Source organism: Indibacter alkaliphilus LW1, assembly GCF_000295935.2.
Classification (GTDB): domain Bacteria; phylum Bacteroidota; class Bacteroidia; order Cytophagales; family Cyclobacteriaceae; genus Indibacter; species Indibacter alkaliphilus.
Genome location: NZ_ALWO02000036.1, coordinates 264093 through 281247 on the forward strand (window position 1 = coordinate 264093; position 17155 = coordinate 281247).

The following is a 17155-nucleotide window of genomic DNA, read 5'->3' on the forward strand; positions in this document are numbered from 1 at the left end:
ATTAATACCTCATCCCAAAAATTTTCTTGAAGCCTCAAATGCTCATTACCTCGTATTTCTACCATATATCCACTATATTTCTGTTCTTCCTCCTTTTTTCTCCCGCAGATTTCGCTGATCCCGCAGATAAAGCTTCGCTTTTTGGATGGAAACAGATGTTTCATTGCTTTCGGCATGACAAAGCGAAGCCTCCCGCTGTTCGGGATTTGTAATCCCGAACCCAGATGAAGAGGATTTGAAACCCTGAAAAATCCAATACACTATAAATCAAAAGGATTTCTCATATTTTCACCCTGAGAATTTGGCATTTACAGAAAGCGTATGACTATTAAATAAAACCCCGAAGGGGTTAAACTATAAATAGCCCCGGGTAGCAACCCGGGGAATTCATGAAATAGAGTTAAGACCCAACCCTAAAGGGGTTGAACTAAACCTGAAGTAGATTTATATCAATGGTAGGCACGAGGGATCTCAGGAAATCCTATTTATGATAATTCTATCATTTATAGACCCCTTGGAGATGCTTCATTCAGACCAATGACAGATATGGAGGGGTCGTCCCTCTGAGTGAAACGAAGGGTCTCTTTGACTTGAGTGCAGGAGATTCTTCGTTCGTTTCTCACTACCATTGATAGATTAAAGGGACCGTCATTCTGAACGCAGTGAAGAATCTCCCACTCTTAAAGGAAGGAGATCCTTCATCTCCGCAAGCTCCGATTCAGGATGACGTACACCAACTGTAATTGCCTTTCTATAAATGACAAATTTTAAAATCTCAGAATGACGGTTGACACTATATATGTCAATGGAATCTGGAAAGCTTTAATACCCTCTTCACATCTGAGGCTCCGTAGAAATTATGATTTCATTACCTGTCTCTAAGACAATCAGCGTACCTTCATAGTGAACGAATTTTCCTCCTCTTTTCTTGACATCCTTCAAATGTTTGATCAGGGATTTGATTTTTGTTTTTTTCATGGTTTTTAGAAGTTTAAATTATTGAATAATTGAAGTGATCCTATTTCATAGATATCGGTGCCTTCCCTTTTGCAGACATTAAAACAATCTTTCATTAGTTTATTTCTGAACTCGGCTTCTTCTATGGAATAAGAAGGAAGCTTGGTTTCCATATGGATGTAATTCCTGAAATCGTCATCTGGATGAAAATTTAGACTTTCATTTTCAAGCAAATGCTTAAAAAATGCCTCTACATCTTGAATTGATTTTACTTTTGAAATCATAGTATTGTCCTTAAGTTTTCTAACTTTACTTCGGGTGTGACGAAAAGCATTCCTGTATGCACAGATCCCAAGGCGTCCTTTATGGTTAGCTTCACATTAGTTTCGACTCCCTTCCCATTTTTCACATGTAATTCGGGAACAATTTTATCTTGGTAAAGCTGATACACTTTACCTGAAACCTTAGATTGGTCTTCCTTAAGAATCATAACTGGATAACCCAAAAGATCCTTGAGGTCAAATTCCACTACTTCCAATTCTTCAAGTCTTACACGGTTGATCGGAACAAAAGAGAAATCCGAGAATATCGGTTTAATTTCTGCTGGTGGGGTTGGAAAGCGCCCACTGTCATCAAAATCCAGCAAATGATAAATCATATTCGGGTCTTCATCAGGATAAGGAGTATGAAATCTGACCACTTGTCCTGCTTTAGTAGGTCTCATAATTGTGGTGCAGAATTTATAGCGTTGCCCCCGCTGGTTTGATATAATGCTGATTTTTTGTCTATTTGATTAACAAAACCGACTATCTTAATATAATAAAAAATTCTAAATGTTTACAATAGTGAACACAAATATTTTATGGACATCAAAGAAAAGTTTGGCATCAGACTTAGGACCCTTAGAAAAGAAAAAGGCCTGTCCCAAGAGGAGCTGGCCGATAGGTCCGGTCTCAACCGTCCTTATATCTCAGGAATAGAGCAAGGCAAAAGGAATGTGTCTTTGGAGGTGATGGAGAAGTTGGCCGGGTCGTTGGGGGTAGAGATTGGGGAGTTAGTAAGATTTTAAAAGTGTTCACGCTGGCCTAAGTAAAGACTAATAATTCTCTAGAAAAAGATCTAATTCAGCCTCTGTATTAAAGCTTACACTCTTATCTTTTCCTGATTGAAAAAATTCAAGTACGCTGTGCAAGGTATCAAAAAATCTAAAGTGGGTTCCTTCATAATTGTAAACAAATACACACCGTCTTCTTCTAGAATTCTCCAATGCCATGATTTCTAAAGTTCTTGATGGTGTGATGTATTCAGTGTTGATTACAGTGATCTTATTCATCTTAGCTTTTTCTTTAATAGCTATAAAGGTATTTCTAACTTAAGTCAGAAGCAAATTATTGACATAAGTTGTCACATTCATTTGGTGTATCCGAATTAGATTTGGACGTTGAGACAAGAGAAAATATTTCTGAGACAATTAGCGTCATTTATCTAGTTTTTGAAATTTTTACGGTCAAAAATTCTATCAGTTTATAACTTTTGGAAAACTTATTACTTTATATTTGTAACCATTGTGTAAGGTTTGATAATTTGGTTATGTAATTGACGGAATAACAAAACCTTACCTTTTGCTTTACTTACTTGAAACCAACTAAGGCTACTTAAAATCTTCTAAATACCATGAAAGAATATTTGTCACTTGCAGAAACAGCAGACTTAGTAGGAAAAAGCAAAGAAACCTTAAGACGATGGGATAAAGAAGGTATTCTAAATGCTGTCAGAGAGCCTGTTTCTAACTATAGAGTTTACAGAAAATCCGATGTGCAATTACTTATGGGTAGCCTCTTTGATGAGGTAATAGATGACGAGGTCTCTAATTATGCCGAACCGAAACATGAATACTCAGTCCTAGAACTTTTTGCAGGAGCAGGTGGACTTGGAATAGGTCTTGAAAAAGCAGGACTTAAATGTGTCGGATTGAATGAAATTGACAAGTGGGCATGTGAAACTTTGAGAAGAAATAGACCACATTGGAATGTGTTGGAAGGAGATATCAAAGAGTTTGATTTTTCAGAATACAGAAACAAAGTGGATGTGGTCACAGGTGGCTTTCCTTGTCAAGCTTTTAGCTATGCAGGAAAGAAACTTGGACTTAATGATGCCAGAGGAACATTGTTTTATGAATTCGCTAGGGTGGTGCAAGAAGTGAATCCAGCCATCTGTATAGGTGAAAACGTGAGAGGATTATTGAGCCACGAAAAAGGTAAAACCTTGCAAGGTATGATTTCCATTTTGGATGAAATTGGCTACAGAGTAGTTCCTGTTCAAGTTTTAAAGGCTATCCATTACAGGGTTCCTCAAAAAAGAGAGCGATTGATTTTGGTTGGGATCAGAAAAGACATCTATATTGATTTTCACTACCCAAAACCACATAAAAGAATCTATAATTTAGAAGATGCCTTGAAAAAAGGCCCTCTGTTTGATAAAGATGTGCCAAAATCACCTGGTGCAAAATATCCTGCTTACAAGAAAAAAGTACTTGACATGATCCCACAAAAAGGATATTGGCGAGACCTTCCAGAAGACGTCCAAAAAGAATATATGGGAGGAAGTTTTTACTTAGGGGGAGGCAAAACGGGCATGGCAAGAAGGATTGGCTGGGATGAACCCTCATTGACTTTGACGTGTAGCCCTGCCCAAAAGCAAACAGAGCGATGCCATCCAGAAGAAACAAGACCTTTTACAGTCCGTGAATATGCCCGTATCCAAACTTTTCCAGATAGCTGGGAATTTGCTGGTTCCTTAGCTCAGCAGTACAAGCAAATCGGAAATGCTGTACCCGTCAACTTAGGCCAAGAAGTGGGTTATGCCATAGTGAAGTTTTTGAATGAGTACTATTCTAGCAATTCTAATAATTCAAAAAAGACTTATAATTTGGCAAAACAATAGAGTTTCTTTAGTTTGTGGAATAATATACAAACGACATGGGATTACTCTCTTGGATTTCAGATGATCATCTTTTCAGTACTGTAGAAAAACTCATATCTGTTGCTGAAAAATCGCTCAAAAAATCCGAAACCCAGTTCAACAAAAATGTTCTCGATCCATTTTCAGCAATGTTCCAAATCGCAGGGTTTAACATCTCTCATGAAGAATGGTTGGTGGCAGAGAAAACGCGCCAAGCACAGAAATCTCTACAAAATCATATCGGTGATTTCCATCAAATCATTCTTGGTGGAGTAGAAGGCTGGGATAATTTGGAAACTGGTAAAATCATGGATCTTGTGAATCATGAAAAGAAAATCATTGCAGAAATAAAAAATAAATACAACACGGTTAAAGGCTCTGATTTGTCAGGCCTCTATCAGGCAATGGAAAATTTAGTGGGAAATAAATATAGTACCTACAAAGGATATACGGCATATTATGTAACCATAATCCCAAAAAAACCAACAAGAATAAATATCCATTTCACTCCATCAGACAAAGAAAAGGGCGCAAGGTATTCGGAGAACGAAGCAATAAGACTGATTGATGGAGCAAGTTTTTATGAAATTGTTACTGGAGATCAAGATGCCTTACTTGATCTATATCATATACTTCCTATTGTTATACAAAATATCACAGGAAAAGAAATCAATTCTGACACCAAGGATATAATGACCAAGTATTTTGAACTTGCTTATGGAAGTTCTGACTCTGAGGTATAGACACTCAAAATTCATTTTATAGTGAAAAAAGGACAAAAACTATGGACTAGAGATGAATTGATTTTAGCCATTAACCTTTATTGGAAATTGGAGTTTGGCAAAATCCATCAAGGAAATCCGGACGTAATAAAGCTGGCAAAATTACTGGGAAGGACTCCGTCATCTATTGTCTTCAAGCTTGGAAATTTTGGCAGTTTTGACCCTAGTTTACAGGAACGAGGAGTAGGTGGGCTAAAAAATACAAGTAAACTTGATGAGCAAATTTGGAATGAATTTTACGGTAATTTTGAGGATGTTGCTTATGAAAGTGAAAAATTGAGAGCAACTCTTGAACAAAAACCTGTTGAAGAATTAAATGAGATAGATATTTCTGAACTTCCTAAAGAAGGTCTTGTTAGGGAACAGGTTGTTAAGACACGAGTGAATCAAAATTTCTTCAGAAAAACCATACTAGCATCATACAAAAACACTTGTTGCATTACGGGAATCAATATACCGGGTCTTTTGGTTGCAGGTCATATTGTTCCATGGAGTGTTGATGAAAAAAATAGAATGAACCCAAGAAATGGTTTATGTCTAAATTATTTACATGACAAGGCATATGAACTTGGTCTAATAACAATAGATACGAACTACAATATTCTAATTTCAAGCAAAATCATGGAGGATGAAAAAAATGAATCAAATCTTAAATTCTTTAATCAACATCAAAACAAAAAAATCTTATTACCCGGTAGATATTTGCCTGATAAAAGTTTTTTAAATCATCATTATGAAACAAGGTTTATTAAGTAGAATCAAACAACCCTCTCAGGAAAAATTTCACCAATGCCAACTAAATTCAAATCCATAATCATGATTTCCATTCCCTCAATCATAAAATCATTCCAAATGTAATACTTGAGAAAATCTTTCATCTCAGATGTTATTTGCTCTAAGCAAATTCCAAATTTTAATAAGTCTTTATCATTGATAATCACATTGTCTAAATCGGCAAAAGCAAACTGACCTAACCAGTCTATAGAAGCATTAAATTTTAACAAAACTGATCGATAAGTATCCAGATAATCAGACCTTCCAATCTGAAAGTAGAGTTGGCTTGAATAACCCCAGTGAAAGGAGTTTTTCCCTTCTTTCAAAACCAAGCCTTCCTTTTTAATCATTTCATAGGATGATATGTCCGTAGCATGATAAAGTGGAATTCTTTTACCATACTGCAACTCCAGGGCTTTAAAAAAACCATCAATCTCAAATGAGTTAAACATTAAGTCTTTTATTTTATCTTTCTTTTCCATAATATTAAATCACACCACCCTCACCACAATCCCACCAAAATGGGCTTCTTCGGCATAGCAGGGGACGCCGTCAATATAGCAGATATTGCTGTCATAGGGTTCTTGGGTATCACAGTATTCCCCGGCACAGCCATGACCGGTAAAGGAGGTATTGAAAAAGTCTACCTTCCGGCCCTCCTTATCCGTGGCCCTGGGTGTACAGTCCAAGCAGACATACCTAGGGTAGCGGGATGAAAAGGAGACCTCATTTTTGCAGATAGGACAGGTTTGATTTGCTTCCATAAACAGTATTTAAACCTCAAGATACCATGCTTTGTAGCCAATTACCATTTAAAAAGTAAATACAAAGAGAATCAGTGGCCAACTGAAAGTAAGGAGCCCTTTTTCTATGCCCTCTCATGCCTCATCTAGTGCGGTGCATTCTTGTTGCCAAAAATGGTAAATTCTTATTTACCGAAAATGATGTAGTTCTATTTGCTGATTACATTCGGTTTAGTGGTGGAGACCGAAGTTATAACACGTGGTTTAACCTCTTAACTAGTTAACTTTGTATTGGAATACTCACATACCCACCTACTACCTCCCTACCGGCGCCTTAATCTTAAATAACTTATCCAGCAGTGGGGTTTTTTGGACAGTGGCGATCCTCTTGATGATGGCACCTTCCTTTTCGAGCGCTACCAAACCAAAATAATTCATAAACCGATCAAAGGTTCTAATCGAATAACAACTTGCACCATAATCCTCCACAGTAGTATATCCGGGATTTAGTCCTTCGAGCAAAGCGGGAAAAGCTTTCAAATATTTTTCCGCATAGAAAAAATCAGAACGTGGCTGTTCTCCATACTTGGACAATAGAATCAAAGTAAATCCAAACCCCAAAGGACCAATCGGCCTTTCATCATATCCATCAAAATAACCCCAATTGAACTTATTCCTAAAAGTATCAAACAGAAGTTTGAATAACTCAAAGTCGTCTTTCAATACCTTCTGACCATTTTTTGTAAGCGATAATTTTCCCAAACGCTTCTTGGCAATCCCTGTCAGCTCTATCAATATCCTCGTCAAGTGAATGGAATTAGAGTCTGTTTCCTTGTAGAGTTTATAATGGGCATCATCAATAAAATCATCTTTGATAAACTCTTGCGCATAAAGCTCAGCCACAATTTTTGTTGGCAAAAATCCCTTAGCTGTGAGTTTTAGGGAACCTGACTTGTCAATGATGTTACACAAGTATTTGACCTGCTGAAGCATCGGAATCTGATCATAATCCTCAGAGCTCAGCTTTTGTAATTGAATAGGACTATTTATGCCAAATGTATCATGCAAGATATTATTCATCTCATAAGGAGAATACCCCTCAAATTCAGGAACAGCGCGCCTGTTTTGTTCTTCCATTAATTTTGCTATCTGCCGATTCAGTTCTTCTAAGTCCATCACACTTTTGTTTTATCTGAAAATAAATATACAACCAACTAACAAGAAACAACAAGATACTAGTCCTCTATAAATAGCAGTGTAACCCAAACCTGAATTCTAAAACCTAAAATCGACTGTGTTTATCCCTGGTAAAAATAGAATCCGGCCAATTAAGCCACTTTCAACATACAAAAATTCTCGCGCCAGAGTGAAGATATGGCTGCAGTTAATAAAACCTGGAACCCTCTTATCGCTAATGTTAAATGAATAAACATTTAAAAATTGCTTGTTCCTTGAGACAGTACTTCGGCTGGCAGCTCTTGCTATTTAGGGCGTGCTGAAAAACGCCAACTAGAGAATACTATAATGAAAGAATTAAGTCTGCCAAGTGGCGTAAATTGGGATTTTTTTTATATTCAAATAATTTTTGATCACAAAAAATTTGTTTCATGTACATAGAGAAAAATCTTACCTGCAAGGAAAATATACTGGAACTACTCTCAATTTACCTTTCAACAGAATATCAAATTGATAATGAAACAGCTCAAAGCTGTCTCAAGAAACAATTAACCCCCCTTTTGGACCAACTTATTGAAAACATTGTTTTGTTAATTGAATACCCCTACACCGATAAGGTTTTTAGAGACAGTTTTTATAATTATTTTTCCTCCAAGCTTTATCCTTATTATAGAGATTGTATTAGGGTTTCATTGTTTTCGTATAAGGTTTCTGAAGAAGACTTTAGGGATAGTGAGCAAATTGAAAAGGTAAAGTCAAACTTCCTTGGATTTTTCGTTATCAGACCTATTACTCCTCAGCTTTTAGGAAGATCAGCCATTTCACCAAAAGCATATAAAAACAATAATCTATTAATCTGTAAAGCCCCTATCCCCTGTGCTATAAATGGCATAAAAATGACCGTTGAAGCATTTCCATATTCTTCACAAGATGCCGAAACCATTTCTTGTGCTGAAACAACCTTATGGGCAGTAATGGAATACTTTGGAATCAAATACCCGGAATACAAACCGACATTACCCTCCAAAATTCATGATACCCTGAAAAAGGTTTCTTTTGAAAGACAGATGCCATCTAATGGGTTAGATATACTTCAATTGTCATTCGCGTTAAAGGAATTTGGGTTTGGGACCAGAATATATTCTAAAGATCAATTTGAAGATCAATTTTTAAATCTTCTGGCTATTTATATGGAGAGTGGTATTCCGATTATCCTTAGTGTCTCTTCTGAAAAAATCGGACATGCCGTGGTTTGTATAGGCAGAGAAGCAAATGATGTTGACAATTTAAAATTTGACCTTTCAGGAATCATCCAAATACAGGGAACCCCTATAATATTCAACAGCAATCTAGAAAGAAAATATGTATTTATCGATGACAATCACCCTCCTTACCAACTTGCTGAATTAAAAAAACCATTTAATCATTACAAAAAGCCAGATTGGGAGGATTGCCAGATTTCTCACTTCATAGTTCCATTATACTCGAAAGTTTACCTTGAAGCCTATGAAGCCAAGAACTTTATCATAAAATTTCTGAACTTCTTTTATGAAAATGAAATCAAAGAAATCGGTGACGCCGTATATATCCGCATTTTCCTGACTTCTAGTCGTTCCTTTAAAAATGAAATTGCGATAAACAAAACATGGAACAAAGATATCAAGTAAATAGTCTTGGAAAGCTTAATGCCCAAATTTATATGGGTTGCTGAATTTTCCACCCAAGAAAAAATCAAAAAGCACATGGCTGAAGGCTTGATAATCCTGGATGCCACTGAAGCAAATATTTATAACAACAAACCCCTGATATTATCAGTATATCAAAAAAAGATGTTACTTTGGGACGAAAACAATAACGAATTGGTGAATTTCCCAATGGAATTGAATGATTTTTGCATATACAAAAACAACCTGGACGGATTTTAACAATTATGGTAAATCGAAACAACAGCAAGACTCAAGAAATCCTCAAAAAAATGAGAGATGATCAGAAAGTGCAAGTTGTCAACACGACTATGGGAATGGCAACAATAAATGCCATGAATTTAGAACTTGAAGAAATGATGCGGGAATTCCAGATAAAAGAGTCAAAATCAGGAATATCTGCCAAATCAATTATCCTAACTTAATCCAAAGGAGCTTTATGCTCCTTTTTTTATTTTACCAATTCTAAATCATATTTGGATTCTTTTTCATCGTAGATCAACTTATAATACGAAAAATTCAAATTGATGATTTCTGAATACTTCATGACAAGTATATGTCCTGGAATTTGATAATATTTTGATTTAGACTCCCATTTGTTTTCTTCCTTGAAGTCATCTTTCATAAACCTCCTTTGCACTTCTTTAAAGCTGATATATTCCAAACCTCCATCATTAGAAAGCTCATAATCAACCAGTATCCCATCATAAATCACAGTCCCTTCTTGAGTCTTGACCAAAGCGTCAACAAAAATTAACTCTATATCTTCTACATTATCCAATTCAAGATCATAAGATGATCTTGGAAAATCAAAAAATTCGCCTTTCAAAACATAGTGCCACGAATTTTGAAATCGTAAATCCTTAAATCTTCTGTCCCACTTATTTAGCCTCACTCCTTGTTTTATATAGTGGCCTGCAAAAGAGGCCGCAATCATGATACTGAAATGATAAAAAATAATTTGGGCAGAACTTTCAGAAACATTTTGAAATGAAGATGGTAATGGATTTACAGCCAAAAGATTCCCGATTACTTCAAGATCAACTGGAAACCCAAGGAGTTTAGATAAATAGAACCAAATCGATTGAAAAATCAGGCTGGGTACAAAAGCTGAAAACAGAATCTCAAAAAAAGACTCTTTGACATACTCCTTAGAAAATTCTTCGGCATAATAATATCTCCTAAAAAAAATCCCAGGGAGTAAAAAAATCAAAATCAGGAAAGTCGAAAAAGCAATATTCATTTCAATTGTCTAAGAACCCTTTTTTTTCAATAAATCAGCTGTAGCTTCGCTGACTTTAAATGGTTTACTTTTATTTTTCCGATGAGCCCTTACCGCGGCAGCAAGTTTGGCCGAATCCTCAGGATCACTCAAAATAACTTTTACCCGCTTACTGGTAAGGGGGGAGTCAGAATGTCTAAGTGTAATATTTCGTTTTGACCAGCTCATAGTTTTTTATACGTATTTAATCCTAAAAAAGTGAAAAATATTAATAAATCCTAAATATTCTAAATAAGAACTTGACAGTTTCCTGATCAATCCCGTGAATATTCACAAAAAACTGATCGAAATACTGTTCGGGATTTACAAGAGTTTTCCATGTTCTTAGGATGGTCCCATTTTCAAATTCAGCAACTCCGACCTGACAGATACTGCTGTAATCCGCATTTGCCGTTTCCACATCAATCGCAAAATAGTGGTTGTCCATGGCTTAAATGTTTGAAAAACAAGTCTAAACAATTTATCCAGGTGGAAAAATACCCTGTACAGGGTATTTTTTAGTAATGATTAACTCCTTAAATTGAGAATTGTAAATGAAACATTTTTCTTTGCAGGCAGAATAATTAATTATGGCAAGGGCAGATTTATTGGTTAAGTTGATCAAAGCAGGGGTATCAGGAGATTTAGGACTTTTTACAAGAGTCTCTGAATCAATTATTGCAGAAGAAAAAAGTAAACAACACCATGTTCTGGCCAATCAATTGGAAGCTATCCTCCGATCACCTGAGGTCAATCAAAATAAATCGATGAACCCCAAATTGCTTGGGCAAAAATTCGAAAACCTACTTTTCCAAATAAATCCTGTAAGGAAGTTAAATGATCTTATCCTCACCGATGAAAACCATGGAAAAGTAAATGAATTGATTCAGGAGCAATTCAGGGCGGATATCTTAAGGTCTTACAACCTTGAACCTAGAAACCGTATCCTTCTTACCGGTGCACCTGGAAATGGAAAAACTTCTTTGGCAGAGGCAATCGCCCATGCATTGATGATTCCATTTTATGTGATTAGATACGATGGAATCATAGGTAGCTATTTGGGTGAAACAGCTTCTCGACTGAAGCAAATGTTTGACTTTGTGAAGACGCAGGAATGTGTCCTGTTTTTTGATGAATTTGATGCCATTGGCAAAGAAAGAGGGGACCAGCATGAAACAGGTGAAATCAAAAGAGTAGTCAGTTCCTTACTGATGCAAATAGATCGACTACCCTCTTATGTGGTTGTCGTCGCTGCTACAAACCACCCGGAACTTTTAGATCGGGCAGTGTGGAGACGATTTCAAGTCAAACTTGAATTGAACAAGCCTACTAGGCCATTAATAGAAAAATGGCTCTCTAATTTTGAAAATCAGGCCAAATATTCTTTACAATACCCTTTACCTACAATAGCGTCCAAGCTGGAAGGATTAAGTTTTTCTGAGGTGGAAGATTTCGTGTTGGACATTCAAAGGAAGTATATCCTAGCACTTCCTGAAGTTAATATCAAAAAAATTGTAGATGAGTGTTTGACGTATCATTCACATCACTACAATGACAATGGTAAAAGGTAAAAATGCTTTGGGTAGGTTACTGATGAAACTCAGAGAGGAATATATTTCCAACCAAAAACCCATTGAATGCGTACCCCCTCCGCCTATTGTAGGTTTTATCCTATATGGCTCTGCTGTTGAGACTGTCTGTGATCCTGCACTTGAATTTGAAAAGGAGGATTATTATTAAAAATTTGTTTTATGTCCTTTGGATCAAGGATGATGGCCATATATCTTTTTTATAAGATGATATAGCGGGTAAAACATGATCTTCCAAAGTAGCAGGGTATCCTTAACCTGAAATTGGAACAAATCGAACCGTATTGTATAATCTAAGTTGATTCAATGTGTCAATCGCTAAGTCTGATAAATTTCTATCAAAAATTACTTCAAAGTCGTTAAATTTTCAACTAAGTTAAACTTTGGATTCGTGGTATCCTTGAATAGTTCAACCTCATTTACTTATTCCAAATAATGCTAGACATAAATTTCTCAACCAAGGAACTTGAACAACTGAAGCAGTCAATTCAAGATCAAGAAACTTCAGAGGAATCCACCCTAGCGGCTAGCTCTTACAAATTGGGATCAAATTTGGAGGATGAATTAACTGTTGTCTATAGGCAAAACCTTCAAATTGTTGGTTATTCCTTAATACATTTCAATTCATCTTTTACTGAGATCGTTCTTTTTGAAATTCTGGTCCCATTTAGGAAAAAAGGGATGGGCAAAGTTTTTTTAACCCAACTTGAAGATTTTGTTAAATCTAAAGGAACCAAAAAAATTATTCTTGATCCTGTTCTGAACTCTAACAGTTGGTGGAAGTCTAATGGTTACTGTGATATTGGTTATCATTGGCAAAAATCAATCTAAAATTGTAAATTCGTCAGTCAAACAAATTACAGTACCAAACCCATTTTTAGAGGGGTCAACATCCGGAATATCCAGGAGGCGGTGAATCTCGTAATTAACCATAAATTTGTTCAAATATACATTCATAAAATGCTAGTTTTGGTGGACTAGCAAAATAGTCCAAAATCCCTAAGTGGCATGCCCCTTAGGGATTATCGGTGGTGCATTCTTGTTGCCAAATATGGAAAATTCTTATTAACCGAAACTAGTTTAGCCCTAATTACCGATTACAGTTATTCACCCTGCTTTCCAATGTGATTCCAATTTCCAATTGAAGAAGCCAAATTTTGATCGAAGGTGTGATACTAGCTTCCAATAGTTATCAAAATCCAGTTCAGTCCATTTAACATCTTTATAAAAACTGTCTTTTGTTTCTTTGTAAATTGTCTTTAATAAGATGCTGTCAATTGGGGGGTGGATCAGTTCGCAGACTTGACCTTCTCCTTTTAATGGTATAATGACAGAGGTCTTAAGATAAATTGAAATAATCTTGGCCACTCTGCCATAGGTTACTTTCTTATCGGTCAGTTCTTTTAGTTCGGAAATTAACTTTAATGCAGTTGCTCTATGAAAAAGGTCAAAATTTGATTGAGTAAGACTTTTTGGGAAACCGTTGACAAAATCTCTTAGTTCCGTCTTTTCAATAGCCACCTTTATATTCACCAACGTAGTGAAATTCCTTTGGCTTGCCCTAGCCGCTGTCCAAACTGCGAAATTATGTAAGTGATCATCGAATAAATACATGGTGATTTTTATTTGGTTTAAGCTGGTACTAAACCTATAAAAAACATTATAGAAAAGCATTCCGCTACAGGGTAATTTCACCAATATAAATCAAAAAAGCCCCGGATTCCGGAGCTATTTACAAATAATGTCTAAGACTTCGAGGGTAAGAGTCCATGACTAAGCCTTGAACCAGTGGGGTTCCTAAATACAACCAAAGTCTAAAACAACCCATTAATTATTTCTTCATCAAAAAGTCGGTCTTTAGGAATTTCAATAATGATATCAATATAAGGTTTTGCTCTTATCCCTGGAATTGAAGTGCTTCCAAAATGCTCTATTCTGATAATAGTCTCAGAACCAAGTTTTTCAATGATTTTCCGCTCTTCCTTTTCATAAATATTCTTCCACATAGGGTTATGAGAAACTAACTCAACAGGGAACAATGTGTCCCACTCTTGTTTTGTTAGATTTTCTAATTTCTTCTCCATTTCATTTTTTGGTTTAATCAGCTTGCCACTAACGATTTCCTTCACGCCATTATGGCGTGGAGCATTCCAACTCGGATTGATAGATGCCATAGTGGCGTCTATTTCTGAATTACCAAACCTACCCATTTCCTCTCTCCCAAAAAATACCCTGTACAGGGTAATTTCACCTTTAAAAACCTACAATAGCCCCGAATCACGGAGCTTTTGGCAATCAAAGTCTAAGACTTTAAAGGAATAAGCAGTCCAAGACTGCTAGTGTAAACGGTCCAAGACTAAGTCTTGAACCAAAGGGGGGCCTTAGTATCGATAAGCATCTGTAAAAACCCACCACTGAAGCAAGACATCAATCAAGTGCGGAATTGCAAATTCCAAGGATAAGAAGGTATAGTTAAAGGCTTACACCTAGAGGGGTGCTTACAAAATGGATTATTTTTTCTTCTTCGTGTCTTTTAACACTTTCTTTTCATCCCCTTTCAATTTCCGCTGTAGCTTCTTTACATCTTCGGCAGCAGGTAAATTCTCAGGAACAATACCCCTTTTGGTCAGCATATCTCTTACAGCCAAGTTGTTGTCAATATGTTCTTTTTCAATTTTGCTTTGTCCTTTAAGGTCTTTGCTTTGCACATTTAAACCTGTCATTTCAGCAGCCAAATCTTTGGCTTTAATGCTAATGGTAGGTAAGAAATCAGCAACTGGTCGGCTATCAGGCACTCCCATTTTTCTTTTCAGCATTTGAGTATTTAAGCGGAAAAGAGCCTGATCACCTTTACTGCGGATAATGGCAAACCCTTGATTATCCACTCCTCTTTCATATAAAATACCCGAAAGTTGTTTTTCTGTTTGGCTTAGTTTCTCTCTTGCCTTTATGCGTTCAAATTCTAAAAGCCTTTCCTCCACCAATTCAGCCCTGCGGGTTTGTATAGCAAAGTAGTTTTGGGCAAATGCAATTTCCTGCTTTCGGCTATCGCCATTTTGGGCAATCAGATAGCAGGCATAGCGGGTTAATAGAATGTCATCTATTTCTTTTTCAGCTCCTGAGCCAATTTTGACCATCTTCCTGACGTCAGGAAAATGGTATTCGATTTCCTCTCCTGCATTTCTGCAGGCATCCTTGGCTTTTTGGATGACTTTTTCAAAATTTTCCCATTTGCTGTAACCCAGCAAATCTTGCAATTCTCGGGCACTCCAACATTCCACACCTTCCAGTTCAGATGCCGCTGATTCAAATTGCGTAAAAAGTGCTTTTATCTCTTCTGATTTCATAAATCAATATTTTAAAACACCACAGATATTTAATTTTTGATGAAGCCAATTAGCAAACAGGCTGTCTACAATTCCAAATCAAATCCTCCTCAGCCAAATATTCATTTTAGATCGACTTAAATTCCAGATAATTTCCCCTCAAAATCTTCTCCTTCTGATTCACATCTTAAAATGACAAAATTCTGATTACTAAAATATTAATCTAATTCTAAAAATAAAATACCCTGTACAGGGTAATTTCACCTTTAAAAACCTACAATAGCCCCGGAATCCGGAGCTTTTGGCAATCAAAGTCTAAGACTTTAAAGGAATAAGCAGTCCAAGACTGCAAGGGTAAGGGTCCAAGACTAAGTCTTGAACCAAAGGGGGCTAAATATTAACGGTAGTGCCTTTATTCCAAATACTCAATTATTTCAATATTTTCCGGTTTCACATCAATAAATTGATAACCATCTTGATTTGCTTTTGGATTAATTTTACAATGATATTTTGAAACTGCAATTCTGCCCCAAGGTAGCTCATAAAAAGTCTCTATTTTGTTTGGGTCAAGTTTACATTTTAGTATTAAAGGTTTGCCTAAACTTTTTATTTTGGCACCAATCCCTTTTAATTCCTGAATTGGCATATAAATCTGTTCTCCTCCAAAATTTGAAAGCAAAGGTTCAGCACCTAATTCTTTCAATGCAATTGTAGTGAAATTGAAAAATAAGCGACTGTCTCTCGATTTTTTCTGTTGAGCGTCAAAATGATTAAACCAAGTTTTTTTTATTTCAGCTAATTCTTCCTGTGTAAAGTTGTGTCCAAAATTGGTTAAAAAAGAATTCCTAATATCGTCTCCCTTCCTACAAGTTAATCCTTTCATCTGTATTTCATTAGGAATCGCTCTGGTATAGTGATATCCAAAAATTTGATTTTTTAAACAATAATTATTGATCTCCTCAATCAGATTGGAAATATCGGAATTGCTGAAAAGGTTTTCTAAGAATCTATTATTTTGAAATTCAGAGTCAAAGTTTTGCAGTCTCTCAAGAAATTCGGATGGAATCCCATTTAAGCTGTCAAGGTCAATAACTGTCATATAATTGAGGGTTCTGTGGTATTACTGCTAACTTTTTTGTATGAAAAGTGGATGGGTTTTCGAAGGTGCATCTTGTCTCATCTGCATTTGCGAAATTAAGAAAACCAAACTAAAAATTTACACAGCGCTCCAACCATGTTTTACTCATTTGGTGCTGTTTTTTTACTCCTCTTTATCTACTCTCCACGAGTCATTCTCATAAATACATTCAAAGGCTCCTATCAAATTGTCCTTGAAGTCCCGAACATAGAGTCGTCTAAATGTCCCTATTGTAACCTTGATTTCTTTTATATCCAGAGAATCTTTAATCTTTTCGGTCAATAGATCCCTGTTATCTAAGTAAATATTTTTCCAGTCAAGTTTAGATAGAGAATCTTCATTTGTGTCATAGTGCAAGATTCCTTTAATCTCAAATGTGGGCAAGACACCAATCATATGATTCTCATTGTACAAGTTACAGTACCCGGCAGAGAACTTGATGTCGGTAATTGGGATTCTGATTATTTTAATTAGCTTGATTTGTTCTTGTTCCAAATTCATCTGTTTCTTTTCTTTAAAAGGTTATCATACTTTGTCCGCAGTATTCTCAATTCTTCCTATTATAAATCCGGTAATGAATCAATAATATTTTAATGTACTATTTTTTTGAGTTTGCAAGTTCTTGTTCTAACATTCGTAAATGTGCTTCCACTTTCTGAAATGCTTCAATCTTTCCATTTAAAATCAAGTTTAAACTTGCATCTTTGGTTCTATTTATTTCAGAATATGAATATCCGCCTACATA

Annotated in this window: 25 protein-coding genes; 10 read left to right on the forward strand and 15 right to left on the reverse strand. The window is 36.0% G+C overall.

Features of this window, described 5'->3' with window-relative positions:
- Positions 1–834 precede the first annotated feature (834 nt).
- The 3 genes from A33Q_RS22195 to A33Q_RS12415 are packed head-to-tail and all read right to left on the reverse strand — an operon-like array spanning position 835 to position 1681.
- On the reverse strand, positions 835–978 hold the full coding sequence (locus A33Q_RS22195; protein WP_009036113.1) for a hypothetical protein: 144 nt from the start codon (positions 976–978) through the stop codon (positions 835–837).
- A gap of 5 nt (positions 979–983) precedes the next feature.
- Positions 984–1241 (reverse strand): hypothetical protein, encoded by a 258-nt coding sequence (locus tag A33Q_RS12410; RefSeq protein ID WP_009036112.1) that lies wholly within the window; start codon positions 1239–1241, stop codon positions 984–986.
- The gene (locus tag A33Q_RS12415) at positions 1238–1681 is read right to left on the reverse strand and encodes a hypothetical protein (RefSeq protein WP_016255204.1); all 444 of its coding nucleotides are present in this window, start codon (positions 1679–1681) and stop codon (positions 1238–1240) included. The genes A33Q_RS12410 and A33Q_RS12415 overlap by 4 nt, the downstream gene beginning before the upstream one ends.
- Before the next feature lie 138 nt (positions 1682–1819).
- Between A33Q_RS12415 and A33Q_RS12420 the strand changes: the two genes are divergently transcribed.
- Positions 1820–2026, forward strand: coding sequence for a helix-turn-helix domain-containing protein (locus tag A33Q_RS12420; RefSeq protein ID WP_009036449.1), 207 nt, complete (start codon positions 1820–1822; stop codon positions 2024–2026).
- Positions 2027–2053: 27 nt separating this feature from the next.
- Here the strand turns inward: A33Q_RS12420 and A33Q_RS12425 are convergent, their stop codons facing one another.
- Positions 2054–2290, reverse strand: a complete 237-nt coding sequence (locus A33Q_RS12425; protein WP_009036448.1) for a hypothetical protein — start codon at positions 2288–2290, stop codon at positions 2054–2056.
- A gap of 341 nt (positions 2291–2631) precedes the next feature.
- Here A33Q_RS12425 and dcm point away from each other — a divergent pair, with 341 nt between their 5' ends.
- The 3 genes from dcm to A33Q_RS12440 are packed head-to-tail and all read left to right on the forward strand — an operon-like array spanning position 2632 to position 5456.
- Complete coding sequence (gene dcm / locus A33Q_RS12430) at positions 2632–3900, forward strand: DNA (cytosine-5-)-methyltransferase (RefSeq protein ID WP_009036447.1); 1269 nt, start codon at positions 2632–2634, stop codon at positions 3898–3900.
- 35 nt (positions 3901–3935) lie between these two features.
- Positions 3936–4661, forward strand: coding sequence for an Eco47II family restriction endonuclease (locus tag A33Q_RS12435; RefSeq protein WP_009036446.1), 726 nt, complete (start codon positions 3936–3938; stop codon positions 4659–4661).
- 21 nt (positions 4662–4682) lie between these two features.
- Positions 4683–5456, forward strand: a complete 774-nt coding sequence (locus tag A33Q_RS12440) for an HNH endonuclease (protein WP_009036445.1) — start codon at positions 4683–4685, stop codon at positions 5454–5456.
- A gap of 2 nt (positions 5457–5458) precedes the next feature.
- Here A33Q_RS12440 and A33Q_RS12445 read toward each other — a convergent pair whose 3' ends face one another.
- From A33Q_RS12445 to A33Q_RS12455, 3 genes are all read right to left on the reverse strand, one after another.
- On the reverse strand, positions 5459–5956 hold the full coding sequence (locus tag A33Q_RS12445; RefSeq protein WP_040490425.1) for a hypothetical protein: 498 nt from the start codon (positions 5954–5956) through the stop codon (positions 5459–5461).
- Between the two features lie 9 nt (positions 5957–5965).
- Complete coding sequence (locus tag A33Q_RS12450; protein ID WP_009036443.1) at positions 5966–6238, reverse strand: hypothetical protein; 273 nt, start codon at positions 6236–6238, stop codon at positions 5966–5968.
- Between the two features lie 294 nt (positions 6239–6532).
- Positions 6533–7393, reverse strand: a complete 861-nt coding sequence (locus tag A33Q_RS12455) for a hypothetical protein (protein ID WP_009036442.1) — start codon at positions 7391–7393, stop codon at positions 6533–6535.
- Positions 7394–7824: 431 nt separating this feature from the next.
- Between A33Q_RS12455 and A33Q_RS12460 the strand changes: the two genes are divergently transcribed.
- Genes A33Q_RS12460 through A33Q_RS12470 form a run of 3 tightly spaced genes read left to right on the forward strand, consistent with a single transcriptional unit; the run spans position 7825 to position 9521 of the window.
- A complete protein-coding gene (locus A33Q_RS12460; RefSeq protein WP_009036441.1) occupies positions 7825–9060 on the forward strand; it encodes a cysteine peptidase family C39 domain-containing protein in 1236 nt (411 codons plus the stop codon).
- Between the two features lie 18 nt (positions 9061–9078).
- A complete protein-coding gene (locus tag A33Q_RS12465; RefSeq protein WP_009036440.1) occupies positions 9079–9318 on the forward strand; it encodes a hypothetical protein in 240 nt (79 codons plus the stop codon).
- Between the two features lie 5 nt (positions 9319–9323).
- Entirely contained in the window at positions 9324–9521 is a 198-nt protein-coding gene (locus A33Q_RS12470; protein ID WP_009036439.1) for a hypothetical protein, read from the forward strand.
- Between the two features lie 26 nt (positions 9522–9547).
- On the opposite strand, the gene A33Q_RS12475 is transcribed toward A33Q_RS12470, so the two are convergent.
- The 3 genes from A33Q_RS12475 to A33Q_RS12485 are packed head-to-tail and all read right to left on the reverse strand — an operon-like array spanning position 9548 to position 10805.
- Complete coding sequence (locus A33Q_RS12475) at positions 9548–10339, reverse strand: hypothetical protein (RefSeq protein WP_009036438.1); 792 nt, start codon at positions 10337–10339, stop codon at positions 9548–9550.
- 9 nt (positions 10340–10348) lie between these two features.
- Positions 10349–10546, reverse strand: coding sequence for a hypothetical protein (locus A33Q_RS12480; protein ID WP_009036437.1), 198 nt, complete (start codon positions 10544–10546; stop codon positions 10349–10351).
- 40 nt (positions 10547–10586) lie between these two features.
- Positions 10587–10805 (reverse strand): exonuclease domain-containing protein, encoded by a 219-nt coding sequence (locus A33Q_RS12485; RefSeq protein WP_009036436.1) that lies wholly within the window; start codon positions 10803–10805, stop codon positions 10587–10589.
- A gap of 142 nt (positions 10806–10947) precedes the next feature.
- Between A33Q_RS12485 and A33Q_RS12490 the strand changes: the two genes are divergently transcribed.
- The 3 genes from A33Q_RS12490 to A33Q_RS22600 all read left to right on the forward strand — a co-directional run bounded on the left by A33Q_RS12490 (position 10948) and on the right by A33Q_RS22600 (position 12777).
- Positions 10948–11928 carry an AAA family ATPase gene (locus A33Q_RS12490; protein ID WP_009036435.1) on the forward strand — a complete coding sequence of 327 codons (981 nt, stop codon included), beginning with the start codon at positions 10948–10950 and terminating at the stop codon, positions 11926–11928.
- Positions 11909–12097 carry a hypothetical protein gene (locus tag A33Q_RS12495; RefSeq protein WP_152527408.1) on the forward strand — a complete coding sequence of 63 codons (189 nt, stop codon included), beginning with the start codon at positions 11909–11911 and terminating at the stop codon, positions 12095–12097. Before A33Q_RS12490 ends, A33Q_RS12495 begins: the two co-directional genes overlap by 20 nt.
- Before the next feature lie 284 nt (positions 12098–12381).
- Entirely contained in the window at positions 12382–12777 is a 396-nt protein-coding gene (locus tag A33Q_RS22600) for a GNAT family N-acetyltransferase (protein ID WP_009036433.1), read from the forward strand.
- Between the two features lie 276 nt (positions 12778–13053).
- On the opposite strand, the gene A33Q_RS12505 is transcribed toward A33Q_RS22600, so the two are convergent.
- The 5 genes from A33Q_RS12505 to A33Q_RS12525 form a co-directional block, all read right to left on the reverse strand.
- Complete coding sequence (locus A33Q_RS12505; protein WP_009036432.1) at positions 13054–13560, reverse strand: hypothetical protein; 507 nt, start codon at positions 13558–13560, stop codon at positions 13054–13056.
- Positions 13561–13760: 200 nt separating this feature from the next.
- Positions 13761–14120 carry a GrpB family protein gene (locus tag A33Q_RS21575; protein ID WP_009036431.1) on the reverse strand — a complete coding sequence of 120 codons (360 nt, stop codon included), beginning with the start codon at positions 14118–14120 and terminating at the stop codon, positions 13761–13763.
- A gap of 336 nt (positions 14121–14456) precedes the next feature.
- The gene (gene dinD, locus A33Q_RS12515; RefSeq protein WP_009036430.1) at positions 14457–15293 is read right to left on the reverse strand and encodes a DNA damage-inducible protein D; all 837 of its coding nucleotides are present in this window, start codon (positions 15291–15293) and stop codon (positions 14457–14459) included.
- A 391-nt stretch (positions 15294–15684) separates the two neighbouring features.
- Complete coding sequence (locus tag A33Q_RS12520) at positions 15685–16371, reverse strand: hypothetical protein (RefSeq protein ID WP_009036429.1); 687 nt, start codon at positions 16369–16371, stop codon at positions 15685–15687.
- A 162-nt stretch (positions 16372–16533) separates the two neighbouring features.
- A complete protein-coding gene (locus tag A33Q_RS12525; protein ID WP_009036428.1) occupies positions 16534–16911 on the reverse strand; it encodes a hypothetical protein in 378 nt (125 codons plus the stop codon).
- Positions 16912–17155 lie beyond the last annotated feature (244 nt).